The sequence below is a fragment of the Saccharibacillus deserti genome (assembly GCF_013618475.1).
GTDB lineage: Bacteria > Bacillota > Bacilli > Paenibacillales > Paenibacillaceae > Saccharibacillus > Saccharibacillus deserti.
Genome location: NZ_JABJVN010000013.1, coordinates 25,459 through 41,201, shown reverse-complemented (window position 1 = coordinate 41,201; position 15,743 = coordinate 25,459). Strand labels below are relative to the sequence as shown.

The 15,743-nt window shown below is 52.0% G+C and carries 14 protein-coding genes and 1 other annotated feature; all 14 genes read left to right on the top strand.

The features are described 5' to 3' along the window. Window positions 1-189 precede the first annotated feature (189 nt). Window positions 190-339: a 50S ribosomal protein L33 gene (gene rpmG, locus HOP44_RS22000; RefSeq protein ID WP_083923737.1), complete on the top strand. Its 150-nt coding sequence runs from the start codon at window positions 190-192 to the stop codon at window positions 337-339. Window positions 340-360: 21 nt separating this feature from the next. After that, window positions 361-552, top strand: a complete 192-nt coding sequence (gene secE, locus HOP44_RS21995; RefSeq protein WP_026293958.1) for a preprotein translocase subunit SecE — start codon at window positions 361-363, stop codon at window positions 550-552. 24 nt (window positions 553-576) lie between these two features. Next, on the top strand, window positions 577-1,110 hold the full coding sequence (gene nusG / locus HOP44_RS21990) for a transcription termination/antitermination protein NusG (RefSeq protein WP_037291613.1): 534 nt from the start codon (window positions 577-579) through the stop codon (window positions 1,108-1,110). Window positions 1,111-1,134: 24 nt separating this feature from the next. Next, on the top strand, window positions 1,135-1,560 hold the full coding sequence (gene rplK / locus HOP44_RS21985; RefSeq protein ID WP_018978381.1) for a 50S ribosomal protein L11: 426 nt from the start codon (window positions 1,135-1,137) through the stop codon (window positions 1,558-1,560). Between the two features lie 90 nt (window positions 1,561-1,650). Then, window positions 1,651-2,343 (top strand): 50S ribosomal protein L1, encoded by a 693-nt coding sequence (gene rplA, locus HOP44_RS21980; protein WP_172199097.1) that lies wholly within the window; start codon window positions 1,651-1,653, stop codon window positions 2,341-2,343. A gap of 75 nt (window positions 2,344-2,418) precedes the next feature. Further along, window positions 2,419-2,553: a sequence feature (ribosomal protein L10 leader region), on the top strand. Window positions 2,554-2,656: 103 nt separating this feature from the next. After that, window positions 2,657-3,163 carry a 50S ribosomal protein L10 gene (rplJ, locus tag HOP44_RS21975; RefSeq protein ID WP_172257409.1) on the top strand — a complete coding sequence of 169 codons (507 nt, stop codon included), beginning with the start codon at window positions 2,657-2,659 and terminating at the stop codon, window positions 3,161-3,163. A 222-nt stretch (window positions 3,164-3,385) separates the two neighbouring features. Further along, the gene (gene rplL / locus HOP44_RS21970) at window positions 3,386-3,745 is read left to right on the top strand and encodes a 50S ribosomal protein L7/L12 (RefSeq protein WP_172257407.1); all 360 of its coding nucleotides are present in this window, start codon (window positions 3,386-3,388) and stop codon (window positions 3,743-3,745) included. A gap of 107 nt (window positions 3,746-3,852) precedes the next feature. After that, the gene (locus HOP44_RS21965) at window positions 3,853-4,464 is read left to right on the top strand and encodes a class I SAM-dependent methyltransferase (protein WP_172257405.1); all 612 of its coding nucleotides are present in this window, start codon (window positions 3,853-3,855) and stop codon (window positions 4,462-4,464) included. A gap of 435 nt (window positions 4,465-4,899) precedes the next feature. Continuing rightward, window positions 4,900-8,451, top strand: coding sequence for a DNA-directed RNA polymerase subunit beta (gene rpoB, locus HOP44_RS21960; RefSeq protein ID WP_172257403.1), 3,552 nt, complete (start codon window positions 4,900-4,902; stop codon window positions 8,449-8,451). Between the two features lie 40 nt (window positions 8,452-8,491). Beyond that, the gene (gene rpoC, locus HOP44_RS21955; RefSeq protein WP_172257401.1) at window positions 8,492-12,106 is read left to right on the top strand and encodes a DNA-directed RNA polymerase subunit beta'; all 3,615 of its coding nucleotides are present in this window, start codon (window positions 8,492-8,494) and stop codon (window positions 12,104-12,106) included. A 149-nt stretch (window positions 12,107-12,255) separates the two neighbouring features. Then, window positions 12,256-12,504 carry a ribosomal L7Ae/L30e/S12e/Gadd45 family protein gene (locus HOP44_RS21950; RefSeq protein ID WP_172257399.1) on the top strand — a complete coding sequence of 83 codons (249 nt, stop codon included), beginning with the start codon at window positions 12,256-12,258 and terminating at the stop codon, window positions 12,502-12,504. A 160-nt stretch (window positions 12,505-12,664) separates the two neighbouring features. After that, the gene (gene rpsL, locus HOP44_RS21945; RefSeq protein WP_026293957.1) at window positions 12,665-13,087 is read left to right on the top strand and encodes a 30S ribosomal protein S12; all 423 of its coding nucleotides are present in this window, start codon (window positions 12,665-12,667) and stop codon (window positions 13,085-13,087) included. 46 nt (window positions 13,088-13,133) lie between these two features. After that, window positions 13,134-13,604, top strand: coding sequence for a 30S ribosomal protein S7 (gene rpsG, locus HOP44_RS21940; RefSeq protein ID WP_018978372.1), 471 nt, complete (start codon window positions 13,134-13,136; stop codon window positions 13,602-13,604). A gap of 48 nt (window positions 13,605-13,652) precedes the next feature. Next, window positions 13,653-15,731: an elongation factor G gene (fusA, locus tag HOP44_RS21935; RefSeq protein WP_172257397.1), complete on the top strand. Its 2,079-nt coding sequence runs from the start codon at window positions 13,653-13,655 to the stop codon at window positions 15,729-15,731. Window positions 15,732-15,743: the final 12 nt, after the last annotated feature.

Here is a 15,743-nt window from a genome sequence, read left to right as displayed (position 1 = left end):
ACGGGCGGAACGCAAAGACTCCGTGAGCGGAGTCTTTTTTTGCGGAAAAGAAGAACGAAACCCCTTCAAGCTTTTCGTTGACAGCCAATACCAGCTATGCTAAAGTGTTTTAGGTAGGCCTAAAATCATGATTTTAGGCTCAATACGAGTTCTTCTTGATTGAAGGATATCTTCGGGAGGTGTAAATCTATGCGGGTTATTATCACGTTGGCGTGCACGGAGTGCAAACAGCGCAATTATACAACGATGAAAAACAAACGTAATCACCCTGACCGCATGGAGATGAAGAAGTATTGCAAGTACTGCAACTCGCAAACTCCTCATCGCGAAACCAGATAGTCTGTTGGAGGTGTCATGGGCGTGAAAAAAAGCTTCAAGTCTATGTTTTCCTTTTTCTCCGAAAGCTGGGCTGAACTTAAAAAGGTTCGCTGGCCCAATCGCAAAGAACTGACCAATTACACGCTTGTTGTTTTGGGAACGATTGTTGTGATGGCTGTATTCTTTTGGGTAATCGACATCGGACTCTCCTATGCGATTGAAGCGATAATTTAAGGAAGGGCCTGTAGGTGGCTTGATATGGAAAAAAGATGGTACGTCGTTCATACCTATTCCGGGTATGAGAACAAAGTCAAAGCCAATTTGGAAAAACGCGTAGAATCGATGGGCATGGAAGACAAGATTTTCCGGGTTCTTGTTCCTATGGAAGAAGAAGTGGTCGACAAAGACGGCAAGAAAAAAACCGTCATGCGTAAGGTCTATCCGGGATATGTCTTGGTGGAAATGATCCAGACCGATGACTCGTGGTATGTTGTCCGCAACACGCCGGGTGTCACGGGATTTGTAGGTTCGACGGGTTCCGGTTCCAAGCCGACAGCCCTGCTTCCGGAAGAGGTAGAACAAATTCTGAAGCACATGGGCATGTCCGAACCGAAACCGAAGATCGAATTCGATCTGAAGGAATCCGTGCGTATCAAAGTTGGTCCTTTTGCGAACTTTGTCGGAACAGTGGAAGAAATTCTGCTCGAGAAAAGCAAGCTCAAGGTTCACGTCAACATGTTCGGGCGGGAAACGCCGCTTGAGCTGGATTACACGCAAGTCGAGAAGATTTAACTAAGCGCAAGGAGGTGTTTCTCAATGGCAAAGAAAGTCATTAAAATGGTGAAACTTCAAATTCCTGCAGGCAAAGCTAACCCGGCGCCTCCGGTAGGTCCAGCACTGGGCCAAGCAGGTGTGAACATCATGGCATTCTGTAAAGAATTCAATGCTCGCACAGCTGACCAAGCAGGTCTGATCATTCCGGTCGAGATCTCCGTATTTGAAGACCGTTCTTTCACTTTCATCACGAAAACTCCGCCGGCTGCAGTTCTGCTGCGTGTCGCTGCGAAGATCGAGAAGGGTTCGGGCGAACCGAACAAAAAGAAAGTGGCTACCGTTAACCGCGATACTGTTCGTCAAATCGCCGAACAAAAAATGCCTGACCTTAACGCAGCGAGCGTAGAGTCCGCTATGCGTATGGTCGAAGGTACTGCCCGCAGCATGGGTATCACGATTCAAGACTAGTTCTTGATGCATCGTTCCAAAGCCGAGCCCCAAGGAAGTGCGGCATATGTGGGAGGGTAACCCGCTAACACCACAAAGGAGGAATACACAATGGCTAAACACGGTAAGAAATACGTAGAAGCTGCTAAGCTGTTCGACAGCGAAACAGTTTATGAACCAGCCGAAGCTGTGAGTCTTGTCAAAAAGACGGCAACAGCTAAATTCGACGAAACTGTCGAAGCGGCAGTGCGTTTGGGCGTAGACCCACGTAAGCAAGACCAAGCCGTTCGCGGCGTCGTTGTCCTGCCACACGGCACAGGCAAAACGCAGCGCGTACTGGTATTTGCAAAAGGCGAAAAAGCAAAGGAAGCGGAAGCTGCCGGAGCTGACTTCGTAGGCGATCAGGACATGATCAACAAGATCCAACAAGGTTGGTTCGAGTTCGACGTCTGCGTAGCAACGCCTGACATGATGAGCGAAGTCGGTAAACTGGGTCGTCTGCTCGGTGGTAAAGGCCTCATGCCTAACCCTAAAGCAGGTACAGTTACTTTCGACGTTACCAAGGCTGTGCAAGAAATCAAAGCCGGTAAAATCGAATACCGTCTGGACAAAGCGGGCCAAATCCATGCACCGATCGGCAAAGCGTCGTTCAGTGAGGATCAGTTGAACGAAAACTTGAAAGCACTGATGGAGGCGCTCAACCGCGCTAAACCTGCTGCTGCCAAGGGCGTTTACCTGAAAGGCGTAGCCGTGTCCGCAACGATGGGACCGAGCGTTCGCGTTAACACAACTTCTTACAAATAAAAAAAGTGTTGACTCCGGTCGGCATTTTCGATACATTGTAGAAGCTGTTTCATTCCGTTACTCGTAACGGTCTGGTAAATTTGAATATGCTTACCGTAGACAGTAGGTGCTTTCGGGCTTAATTTCCTACCGAGGTGTGTGATAGAATGTCAGCTCTGCTGATTTCAGTCAAGCCTTCGTACTTCTGCGGAGGCTTTTCTTATTGCATGCGCCGCACGTTAAGTTTGACTTGAATGTGGCAAAAGTGGGAGCGGCCGGCTCGTCCGCAGCGGCGGTCCGGCGTTTCACTCGAATTCAACAGGAGGTGTACGATTTGGCTAACGCAAAAGTGATTCAAACGAAACAAGAAGCGGTAGACGTAATCGCCGGAAAACTGCGCGAAAGCGTATCGACCGTCGTTGTCGACTATCGTGGTCTGAACGTTTCTCAAGTTACCGAGCTGCGTAAGCAGCTGCGCGAAGCGGGCATCGAGTTCCAAGTTCTCAAAAACTCGCTGGTTCGCCGTGCGACTGCAGCTGCCGAACTGAGCGAGCTCGACGCAGTCCTTACAGGACCTACGGCGATCGCTTTCGGAACGGAAGACGTAGTAACTCCAGCCAAGATCCTGAACGACTTCGCAAAAGCGAACGAAGCTCTGGAACTTAAAGGCGGAGTTGTAGAAGGCCGTGTAGTGGGTGCCGACGAACTGAAAGCACTGGCTTCCCTTCCTTCCCGCGAAGGTTTGCTGTCCATGCTCCTCAGCGTGCTCCAAGCTCCAGTGCGCAACTTCGCGCTGGCAGTCAAAGCCGTTGCAGACAAAGACGAGCAGCAATCCGCGTAACAAGCTCCGAGAATCGCATAGGCGTACCGAAAAGATCGCATAGGCGTGCCGAAGCGAATCTTGAGGTCGAATGGAGCGGACGAAGTCTGAAACGTTCGTGCGTGCCGAAGCGATTGGAGGAACCGAATATTCGGGTTTGCTTGGATATTCGACGTTTTTACCCAGATTCAAAACCGACAGCCTTAACCGGCTGATCCCACATACCCTAACGGAGGTTCAATCATGAGTAACGAGCAAATCCTTGAAGCCATCAAAGGCATGACTGTATTGGAACTGAACGACCTGGTTAAAGCAATCGAAGAAGAATTCGGCGTAACTGCAGCAGCTCCAGTAGCAGCAGCAGGCGGCGCAGTAGCAGCAGAAGCTGAGCAAACTGAATTCGACGTTATCCTGACAGGCGCTGGCGCTTCGAAGATCAACGTTATCAAAGTTGTTCGCGAAATCACAGGTCTCGGCCTGAAAGAAGCAAAAGAAGTTGTAGACAACGCTCCAAAAGCAATCAAAGAAAAAGTATCCAAAGAAGAAGCAGAAGCAGTTCAAGCGAAACTGTCTGAAGCTGGCGCTTCCGTAGAAGTTAAGTAATTTCTTTTCAAATTAGCATTACACAGGGCAGACCCTCGAAGTTATCCTGCTTCGGGGGTCTGTTCTCGTATTTAAGCCTCGGACCAACGGCAAAGGGGTGGAAACAGTTGTCGGATCATTATTACGCCAACCGTCCTTCTGCGGCACATGACCGCAAGACGGTCGAAGTCGATCTGCGCGGCAGAAAAGTTCGACTCGTTACCGACGCAGGAGTGTTTTCCAAAAACGGCCTGGACTACGGAAGCCGTGTGCTGATCGAAGCGCTGGAGTTCCCGGCAGGCGCGGGCGTTTTGGACGTGGGATGTGGTTACGGACCGATCGGAATTGCCGCCGGAATCATGGGAGCCTCAAGTGTCGTAATGCTGGATGTCAACGAGAGAGCCGTAGAGCTTGCGCGTGAGAATGCGGCGGCCAACGGCCTGCTGCAGATCCAAGCGATGCAGAGCGATCTGCTGGAAGCAGTGGCGGAAAAGCGTTTCGATATCATCATCAGCAATCCTCCGATTCGAGCCGGCAAGGAAACGGTGCACCGGCTGTTCGAACAGGCTTTTTCCTGTTTGAAAGCAAACGGTTCGTTGTGGATCGTCATTCAAAAAAAGCAGGGTGCCGCATCGGCAAAAGCCAAGCTGGAAACGATGTTCGAACGGGTAGAGGAAATCACGAAAGACAAAGGGTACCGGATCTATAAAGCGTCCAAAGGAAGCGGAGCGGGGAATTGAAATTTTTCGCGGAAAAACGAAGAAGGTATTGACCTGCCCGGAACACCGTGTTATAGTTACAAAATGTCAGTATAGAATGCCCTACGTGGCTTTAGCATATTAAAACGTTGAGAGGCTCCGCAAAACAGCAAAGGAAGCGCGGTTTTGTTTGGGGCTTACTATTTTGATGTGCCGAGGTGCGTATATGGACATTTCTGAAGACAGCGTGAAAGACACGCAGCGACGTTTCAGTATCCAGCATTGATTCATTTGATCCGGCCATGCGACGCTCTTTTTTCGAATAAACTCGATAAGGGCTTTTCTGCATGTAAGGGGCGTGCCCGTTTTGAGTTCATTATACGTGATTCAAAGTGTGGGCCGCAATGGAATTTTTAAACTCGGCATTTTCATCCAAAAAGTGCCTAAAGTTGAGTAGACATTGAGGGGTGAGTATAGTTGACGGGACATCTTGTTCGATATGGTCGACGCACTCGGCGGAGTTATTCGCGAATTCATGAGGTGCTCGAAGTTCCGAATCTGATCGAGATTCAGCAGAAATCTTACGGTTGGTTTCTTGAGGAAGGACTTCGGGAAATGTTTCATGACATTTCGCCGATCCAGGACTTCACCGGAAATCTGATTCTGGAATTTATCGATTACAGCCTCGGGGAACCGAAATACACGACGGACGATGCCAAAGAGCGTGACGTGACGTACGCGGCGCCGCTTCGTGTGAAAGTCCGCCTGATTAACAAGGAAACGGGCGAAGTCAAAGAGCAGGAAGTGTTTATGGGTGACTTCCCGCTGATGACCGAAACCGGTACGTTTATCATAAACGGTGCGGAACGGGTTATTGTCAGTCAGTTGGTTCGCTCTCCAAGCGTCTACTTCAATAATAAAGTGGACAAAAACGGAAAGAAAACATACAGCGCGACTGTAATCCCGAACCGCGGCGCTTGGCTCGAGCTCGAGACGGACGCCAAAGACATCATCTACGTCCGGATCGACCGCACACGCAAAATTCCGGTAACGGTACTGCTGCGTGCACTCGGTTTTGGCAGCGATGCCGAAATCCTGGATCTGCTCGGCAACGACGAGTACATCCGCAATACGCTCGACAAAGACAATACGGACTCGACAGAGAAAGCGCTGATCGAGATCTACGAACGCCTGCGTCCGGGCGAACCGCCTACGCTGGATAACGCGAGAAGCCTGCTTATCGCGCGTTTCTTCGATCCGAAGAGATACGATCTGGCAAGCGTAGGCCGCTATAAAATGAACAAAAAGCTTCATATCAAAAACCGCTTGTTCAACCAAAAACTTGCCGAAACGCTGATCGATACCGTAACGGGTGAAATCATCGCGGAAGCGGGACAGATGGTAGACCGTCGTCTGCTTGACGAAATTCTGCCGTATCTGGAAGGCGAACACAGCGTGAAAACTTATCATGTCGCGGGCGGCGTTCTCGACGCCAACGATATTCCGATGCAATCGATCGAAGTGTTCTCTCCGATCGAAGACGGAAAAGTCGTTAAAGTCATCGCCAACGGCTTGATCGACAAAGGCGTCAAAAACATTACCCCGGCCGACATCATTGCATCGATCAGCTACTTTATCGATCTGCTGCACGGTATCGGCGATACCGACGATATCGACCATCTGGGCAACCGTCGTCTGCGTTCCGTCGGCGAACTGCTGCAGAACCAGTTCCGTATCGGTTTGTCCCGCATGGAGCGCGTCGTACGCGAACGGATGTCGATTCAGGATTCGAACGTGATCACGCCGCAGGCTTTGATCAACATTCGTCCCGTTATCGCATCGATCAAGGAATTCTTCGGCAGTTCGCAGCTCTCCCAGTTCATGGACCAGACGAACCCTCTGGCTGAACTGACGCACAAACGCCGTCTGTCCGCACTCGGACCCGGCGGTCTGACACGCGAACGCGCCGGTTTCGAAGTTCGAGACGTTCACGCCAGTCACTACGGCCGGATGTGTCCGATCGAAACTCCGGAAGGACCGAACATCGGTCTGATCAACTCCTTGTCCACGTTCGCGCGGATCAACGAGTACGGATTTATCGAAGCGCCTTACCGCCGCGTCGATCCGAAGACCAACAAAGTAACGGAACATATCGATTACCTGACAGCAGACGAAGAAGACAACTATGTGGTCGCACAGGCAAACGCCCAACTGACCGAAGATGATGCCTTCGCCGACGATATGGTTATCGTTCGTTACAACAAACAGGCCGACAATATCCTGCCGATGCCGAGCGATCGCGTCGACTACATGGACGTTTCGCCGAAACAGGTCGTATCCGTCGCGACGGCGCTCATTCCGTTCCTCGAGAACGATGACTCCAACCGCGCACTGATGGGATCGAACATGCAGCGTCAGGCCGTTCCTTTGCTGATTCCGAAAGCGCCGCTCGTCGGCACCGGCATGGAACACAAATCGGCCAAAGACTCCGGTGTATGTATCGTAGCCAAGCATGACGGTTACATCGAACGTTCGACCGCCAGCGAAATCACGCTGCGCCGCGTCGAAATGGTTGACGGCCAGGAAGTCAAAGGCGACCTGGTTACTCATAAATTACACAAATTCATGCGTTCCAACCAAGGAACGTGCATCAACCAACGTCCGATCGTACGTGCGGGCGACATCGTGAAAAAAGGCGACATCCTGGCGGACGGCCCTTCGACCGAAATGGGCGAATTGGCTCTGGGCCGCAACGTTGTCGTAGCCTTCATGACTTGGGAAGGTTACAACTACGAGGATGCGATCCTGCTGAGCGAGAAGCTCGTTAAGGAAGACGTATATACTTCGATCCATATCGAAGAATACGAATCCGATGCGCGCGATACGAAGCTCGGACCGGAAGAAATCACGCGCGACATCCCGAATGTCGGCGAAGAAGCGCTGAAGAACCTCGACGATCGCGGCATTATCCGCATCGGCGCGGAAATCGCTGCCGGCGATATCCTCGTAGGCAAAGTAACGCCGAAAGGCGTGACGGAGCTGACGGCGGAAGAACGCCTGCTGCATGCGATCTTCGGTGAAAAAGCACGCGAAGTGCGCGACACTTCCCTGAGAGTGCCTCACGGTACGGACGGCATTGTCGTGGACGTCAAAGTCTTTACCCGCGAAAACGGAGATGAGCTGCCTCCGGGCGTTAACCAGCTCGTACGTGTTTATATCGCGCAGAAACGGAAAATCTCCCAAGGCGACAAGATGGCCGGACGTCACGGTAACAAGGGTGTCGTATCGCGCATCATGCCTGAAGAAGATATGCCGTTCCTGCCGGACGGCACGCCGGTTCAGATCGTACTGAACCCGCTGGGCGTACCTTCGCGGATGAACATTGGACAGATCTTGGAAGTCCACCTGGGCATGGCGGCGCAGCGTCTCGGTATCCACGTAGCCACTCCGGTATTCGACGGAGCGAACGAGTATGACGTATTCGATACGATGGAAGAAGCCGGCATGCAGCGCAACGGCAAAACGATTTTGTATGACGGACGTACCGGCGAGCGTTTCGAACGCGAAGTTACGGTCGGCGTTATGCATATGATCAAGCTGGCGCACATGGTCGACGACAAAATCCACGCCCGTTCCACGGGTCCTTACTCGCTCGTTACGCAGCAGCCGTTGGGCGGTAAAGCCCAGTTCGGCGGACAGCGCTTCGGGGAAATGGAAGTATGGGCACTGGAAGCCTACGGCGCGGCCTATACGCTGCAGGAAATCCTGACAGTCAAGTCCGATGACGTGGTGGGCCGCGTGAAGACGTACGAATCTATCGTTAAAGGCGAGAACGTACCGGAACCTGGTGTGCCGGAAGCCTTTAAGGTTTTGATCAAAGAACTGCAAAGCTTGGGCATGGACGTCAAAATCCTTGGCGAAGACGAGCAGGAGATCGAAATGAAAGAACTGGACGACGAGGAAGAACCGACTGGCGGCGACAAACTGGGCCTCAATCTGGAAGGTTCGGAAGTCGGCGCGGAACAATAAGTTTTAAAAATCAGGAACCGCATATAGGGAGGGTTGCTCCTTGTTGGATGTAAACAACTTCGAGTTTATCAAGATCGGGCTCGCTTCGCCGGACAAGATTCGTTCTTGGTCCCGCGGCGAGGTGAAGAAGCCGGAAACGATCAACTATCGTACGCTCAAACCGGAGAAAGAAGGTCTGTTCTGCGAAAAGATCTTCGGACCGACCAAAGACTGGGAATGCCACTGCGGCAAGTACAAACGGGTACGTTATAAAGGCGTCGTCTGCGATCGCTGCGGCGTTGAAGTTACCCGCGCGAAAGTACGCCGCGAGCGGATGGGCCATATCGAGCTCGCCGCTCCGGTTTCCCACATCTGGTACTTCAAAGGGATTCCGAGCCGTATGGGCCTGGCGCTGGATATGTCGCCGCGCTCGCTCGAAGAAGTCATTTACTTCGCTTCTTATGTCGTAACCGATCCGGGCGAAACGCCGCTGGAAAGAAAACAGCTCCTGTCCGAAAAAGAATACCGCAGCTACCGTGAAAAATACGGCTACGGATTCCATGCCGGAATGGGTGCCGAAGCGGTAAAAAAACTCCTTCAGGATATGGATATCGACAAAGAACTGGAGTTCCTCAAAGAGGAGCTTCGCACGACGCAGGGGCAGCGCAGAAGCCGGGCGATCAAACGTCTGGAAGTCATCGAAGCTTTCAAAAGCTCGGGTAACAACCCGGACTGGATGATTCTCGATGTGCTTCCGGTCATTCCGCCGGAACTGCGTCCGATGGTACAGCTGGACGGCGGCCGCTTCGCGACCTCCGACCTTAACGATCTGTACCGCCGCGTCATCAACCGGAACAACCGTCTGAAAAGACTGCTCGATCTGGGCGCTCCGGACATTATCGTACAGAACGAAAAGCGCATGCTGCAGGAAGCGGTAGATGCCTTGATCGACAACGGCCGTCGCGGTCGTCCCGTCACCGGTCCGGGTAACCGCCCGCTCAAATCCCTCAGCCATATGCTTAAAGGCAAACAAGGACGTTTCCGCCAGAACTTGCTCGGTAAACGGGTCGATTACTCCGGCCGTTCGGTTATCGTCGTAGGTCCTAACCTGAAGATGTACCAATGCGGTCTTCCGAAGGAAATGGCGCTGGAATTGTTCAAACCTTTCGTTATGAAAGAACTGGTCAATAAAGGTCTTGCCCATAACATCAAGAGTGCAAAGCGCAAAGTCGAACGCGTGAGTGCCGAAGTATGGGACGTTCTTGAAGAAGTGATCAAGGAGCATCCGGTTCTCTTGAACCGTGCCCCTACGCTTCACCGTCTCGGTATTCAGGCATTCGAACCGATTCTGGTCGAAGGCAAAGCGATTCGTCTTCACCCGCTCGTATGTACGGCTTACAACGCCGACTTCGACGGCGACCAGATGGCCGTGCACGTTCCGCTGTCTGCGGAAGCACAGGCGGAAGCCCGCATTCTGATGCTAGCATCCGGCAACATCCTGAACCCGAAAGACGGCAAGCCTGTCGTTACTCCTTCGCAGGATATGGTTCTCGGTGTGTATTACCTGACCATGGATAATAATCAAGCCATGGGTGCAGGCATGATCCTGCGGAACGTCAACGAAGCCGTGTCCGCTTATCAGCGCGGCACAGCCGAGCTGCATGCTCGCGTAGCGATTCCGGTCAAAGCTCTCAACAAAACGAGCTTTACCGACAAACAGCAGGGCGCAATGCTGATTACGACGATCGGCCGGATTATCTTCAACGAGATTTTCCCGGCAAGTTTCCCGTATATCAACGATGCGACCCGCGCCAACCTGTTCGACGGCGTGGCAGAAGACTTCTTTATCTATGAAAAAGGGGAAAATGTCACCGACCGCATCATGAATGCTCCGCAAACAAAAGGGATCGGCAAAGAGTATTTGGGCGAAATCATCGGACGCTGCTTCGAGGTTTACCAAACGACTCAAACTTCGATGATCCTCGACGAAATCAAACAGCTCGGGTTTACGTATTCGACTCGTTCGGGCGTAACCGTAGCCGTTTCCGATGTTGTCGTACCACCGGAGAAAAAAGCGCTGATGGAAGAGTCGGACAAGAAAGTCGCGGTTATTACCAACCAGTATCGCCGCGGTTTGATTACCAACGAAGAACGGTATGACCGGGTTATCGAAATCTGGTCGCACGCCAAAGATCAAATCAGTGATATCCTGATGAAATCGATGGACCGTTATAACTCCATTATGCTCATGGTCGATTCCAAAGCACGGGGCAACAAATCGCAGATCACCCAGTTGGGCGGTATGCGTGGACTGATGGCCAACCCATCGGGTCGGATCATCGAGCTCCCGATCAAGTCCAACTTCCGCGAAGGCCTTACGGTCCTCGAATACTTCCTGTCCACGCACGGTGCGCGTAAAGGTCTGGCCGATACCGCGCTTCGTACCGCCGACTCGGGTTACCTGACCCGTCGTCTGGTTGACGTGGCCCAGGACGTAATCGTCCGCGAAGATGACTGCGGCACGGATAAAGGCTTCAGCGTAAGCCGGATCCAAGATGGCAAAGAAGTCATCGAAGATCTGTACGACCGTATTGAAGGCCGCTACTGCTTCGAGACCGTTCGTCATCCGCAAACCAAAGAAATCATTGCAACCCGCAACGAATTGATCACTTCCGACAAAGCGGAAGAAATCATCAAAGCGGGTGTTGAAAAACTGCAAATCCGTTCCGTACTCAGCTGCCGCGCCCGTCATGGCGTATGCAAAAAGTGCTACGGACGAAACCTGGCGACAGGCAAACACGTCGAAATCGGCGAAGCGGTCGGCATTATTGCGGCTCAATCGATCGGTGAACCGGGAACCCAGCTTACCATGCGTACGTTCCACACCGGCGGCGTTGCCGGCGATGACATCACGCAGGGTCTGCCGCGTATCCAGGAGTTGTTCGAGGCCCGTAACCCTAAGGGTCAGGCCACGATCAGCGAAATCGACGGCGTCGTGAAAGAAATCCGCGAAGCGAAAGACCGTCGCGAGATCGAAATTCAGGGCGAAGCCGAAAGCAAAACGTATCTGGTTACCTACGGTTCCCGTCTGCGCGTACGCGAAGGTGTGACTGTAGAAGCCGGCGACGAGCTGACGGACGGTTCGATCGATCCAAAAGAAATGCTGCGCATCAAGGGAATCCGCGGCGTGCAGAACTATATCCTTCAGGAAGTTCAGCGCGTATACCGGAACCAGGGCGTAGAAATCAACGACAAGCACGTCGAAGTCATGATTCGTCAGATGCTGCGCAAGATCCGCATCGTCGATGCAGGCGAAACGACACTGCTGCCGGGATCGTTCGTGGAAATCCACGAGTACGAAAAAGCAAACAAAGAAGCGATGCTGAACGGCAAGGATCCGGCTGTAGCCAAACCGATCCTGCTCGGTATTACCAAAGCGTCCCTGGAGACCGATTCTTTCCTGTCGGCCGCATCGTTCCAGGAAACGACACGCGTACTTACCGACGCTGCGATCAAAGGCAAGGTCGACCAACTGCTCGGCTTGAAAGAAAACGTGCTGATCGGTAAACTGATTCCTGCCGGTACCGGCATGAGTCGTTATCGCAACGTGCGTTTCGAAGATCCGGAAGGTACAAAAAGCGGGGAAAAGTCTCTTGAACCCGTGACTACCGAGTAACATTGGAGGAGAGAATCGGGGCGGAAGGGAAGAGTGATCTTCCCTCAAGTCCCGAAATTCTTTGCTTGACATAAAGCTCCGCCAAATGCTAATATAGCAAAGGTGCGTGAGCGGGTAGTACTGATCCTGTCTTTTGGAGGATATGCCGAATGTCTAATGATAAAGGACTCCAGGATGCTCATGTTAGAATCGGTACCAAGCAGACTGTGCGAGCGGTCGAACTTGGAGAAGCTTCCGAAGTTTATGTAGCCATGGACGCAGAGCAGCGGATGATCGCAAAGATCACATCGTTGTGCAGCAAGACCGGCGTGAAAATTACCGAAGTGGAAACGATGCGAGAGCTCGGCAAAGCTTGCGGGATTGAAGTCGGGGCGGCGATGGTTGCGGTTCTGAAGTGAGAAAGCCATAACGATGTAAGAACGTTTTTGTTTCGGGAGCGTCAAGCGGTCGAGACAAGAACTTTCATTTGTTCTTTTATGAACCGCCTGGGTCTGTGGACTTGGAAAACCGGTTTGTAACAAGGATGTTTACCAATATAGGAAGGGGGTGGCAATGACAATGCCAACTATTAACCAACTCGTCCGTAAAGGACGTCAAGCGAAAGTCGTGAAGTCGAAATCCCCAGCTCTGCAAAAGGGTTTCAACGCACTCAAACGTGAAGAAACGAACCTGAGCGCCCCGCAAAAACGCGGTGTCTGCACTCGTGTAGGTACGATGACTCCACGTAAACCAAACTCCGCGCTTCGTAAGTATGCCCGTGTTCGTTTGACGAACCGTATCGAGGTGACTGCTTACATTCCGGGTATCGGACACAACCTGCAAGAACACAGCGTCGTGCTGGTTCGCGGAGGTCGCGTAAAGGACTTGGCGGGTGTACGTTACCATATCGTTCGCGGTGCTCTTGATACTGCAGGCGTAAACGGACGTATGCAAGCCCGTTCGAAATACGGCGCTAAGCGTCCAAAAGAAAAGAAAAACTAATTTGAGCGCCTGAGGGCGTTCAACTATCGGAGAAAGGGGGATATCCATGCCACGCAAAGGTCCAGTTACCAAAAGAGACGTACTGCCGGATCCGGTGTACAACAGCAAACTGGTTACTCGTTTGATCAACCGCATTATGATCGACGGTAAACGCGGTGTAGCTCAAAACATCCTTTATAACTCGTTCAAATTGATTCAAGAACGTACGGGCAACGACCCGATGGAAGTCTTTGAAGCTGCAATCAAGAACATCATGCCGGTTCTCGAAGTTAAAGCCCGTCGTGTAGGCGGCGCCAACTATCAAGTGCCGATCGAAGTCAAGCCAGAAAGACGGACGGCTCTCGGTCTCCGTTGGCTCGTCAACTACTCCCGCAACCGCGGCGAGAAGACGATGGAAGAGCGTTTGGCGGCTGAAATCATCGATGCATCGAACAACACAGGCGCATCCGTGAAGAAACGCGAAGACACGCACAAAATGGCTGAAGCGAACAAAGCGTTTGCTCACTACCGCTGGTAGGATTTCGGCTTAGCAACCAAAACTGATTTTGAAGGGAGAATCCCATTCATGGCAAGAGAGTTCTCCTTGAAAAATACACGTAACATCGGGATCATGGCGCATATTGACGCTGGTAAAACGACGACTACGGAACGGATTCTGTTCTACACGGGCATCACGCACAAAATCGGTGAAGTACACGATGGCGCAGCGACGATGGACTGGATGGAACAGGAGCAGGAGCGCGGAATCACGATTACTTCCGCCGCTACGACCGCTCAATGGCACGGTTACCGCGTCAATATCATTGATACCCCGGGACACGTCGACTTCACGGTTGAAGTCGAACGTTCCCTTCGTGTATTGGACGGGGCAGTAGGCGTATTCAGTGCCAAAGAAGGTGTCGAGCCTCAGTCGGAAACCGTATGGAGACAGGCTGACCGTTACGGCGTTCCTCGGATCGCGTACGTCAACAAAATGGACATTATCGGTGCGGACTTCCTGAACGTTGTCAAAGATATGGGTGAGCGTCTCCAAGCCAACGCGGTAGCGATCCAGCTGCCAATCGGTGCGGAAAACGACTTCACGGGTATCATTGACCTCGTCGAGCAAAAAGCTCACATGTACAAAGACGATCTCGGTCAGAACATCGACGTTGTCGACATTCCGGAAGAATATCTGGCTCAAGTCGAAGAACTTCGCGCGATCCTGATTGAGAAAGTTTCGGAACTGGACGAAGATTTGACAATGAAATACCTGGAAGGCGAAGAAATCTCGGTTGACGAGATCAAAGCCGCTCTGCGTAAAGGCGTTGTCGATGTTAAGATTTTCCCGGTTATCTGCGGATCTTCTTACAAAAACAAAGGTATTCAGCTTATGCTGGACGCTGTTGTTGACTATCTTCCAGCTCCAATCGATGTACCTGCGATTCAAGGTACGCTTGAAGACGGTACGGAAGCGATTCGTCATTCTTCGGATGAAGAGCCGTTCTCCGCGCTTGCTTTCAAGATCATGACAGACCCTTACGTGGGTAAACTGACGTTCTTCCGTGTATACTCCGGTACGCTTCAATCCGGTTCGTATGTACTGAATGCATCGAAAGGCAAACGTGAGCGGATCGGTCGTATCCTGCAAATGCATGCCAACAGCCGTCAAGAAATCAGCGTTGTATACTCCGGTGACATCGCTGCAGCCGTTGGTTTGAAAGATACGGGTACAGGTGATACACTGTGTGATGAGAAGAACCCGGTCATTCTCGAGTCGATGAACTTCCCGGATCCCGTTATCGAGATCGCCGTGGAACCGAAAACCAAAGCCGACCAAGATAAATTGGGCGTCGCTCTTGGTAAATTGACAGAAGAAGATCCGACCCTTCGTGCCCACACGGACGAAGAAACCGGCCAGACGATTCTGGCAGGTATGGGTGAACTCCACCTTGATATCATTATCGACCGGATGCGTCGGGAATTTAAGGTAGAAACCAACGTGGGTAAACCACAGGTTGCTTACCGCGAAACTTTCCGTCAAGCAGCCCGCGTAGAAGGCAAGTTCGTTCGTCAATCCGGCGGCCGTGGTCAATACGGTCACGTATGGGTTGAATTCGAGCCGCTGGAACCGGGTACAGGCAGCCAATTCGAAAGCAAGGTAGTCGGCGGTTCGGTTCCTCGTGAATACGTACAGCCAGCACTTGCCGGTATCGAAGAACAGATGAAGAGCGGCGTTATCGCGGGCTTCCCGCTGGTAGACGTTAAAGCGACAATCGTCGACGGCTCTTATCACGATGTCGATTCCAACGAAATGGCGTTCAAAATTGCCGGTTCGATGGCACTCAAAGCAGCGAAGGAAAAGTGTAACCCTGTCCTGCTTGAGCCAATCATGAAAGTCGAAGTAACGGTTCCCGAGGAGTACATGGGCGACGTTATGGGTATGCTGAGTTCCCGCCGCGGCCGTATCGAAGGTATGGATTCCCGCAGTGGCGCTCAAATCATCCGTGCGAAGGTGCCTCTCTCCGAAATGTTCGGTTACTCGACGACTCTGCGCTCCGGTACGCAAGGACGCGGCGTGTTCTCGATGGAACTTTCTCATTATGAAGAAGTGCCTAAGACAATCGCCGAAGAAATCGTATCGAAGAACAAAGCAGGGGAGTAATCCTCGTTTTCA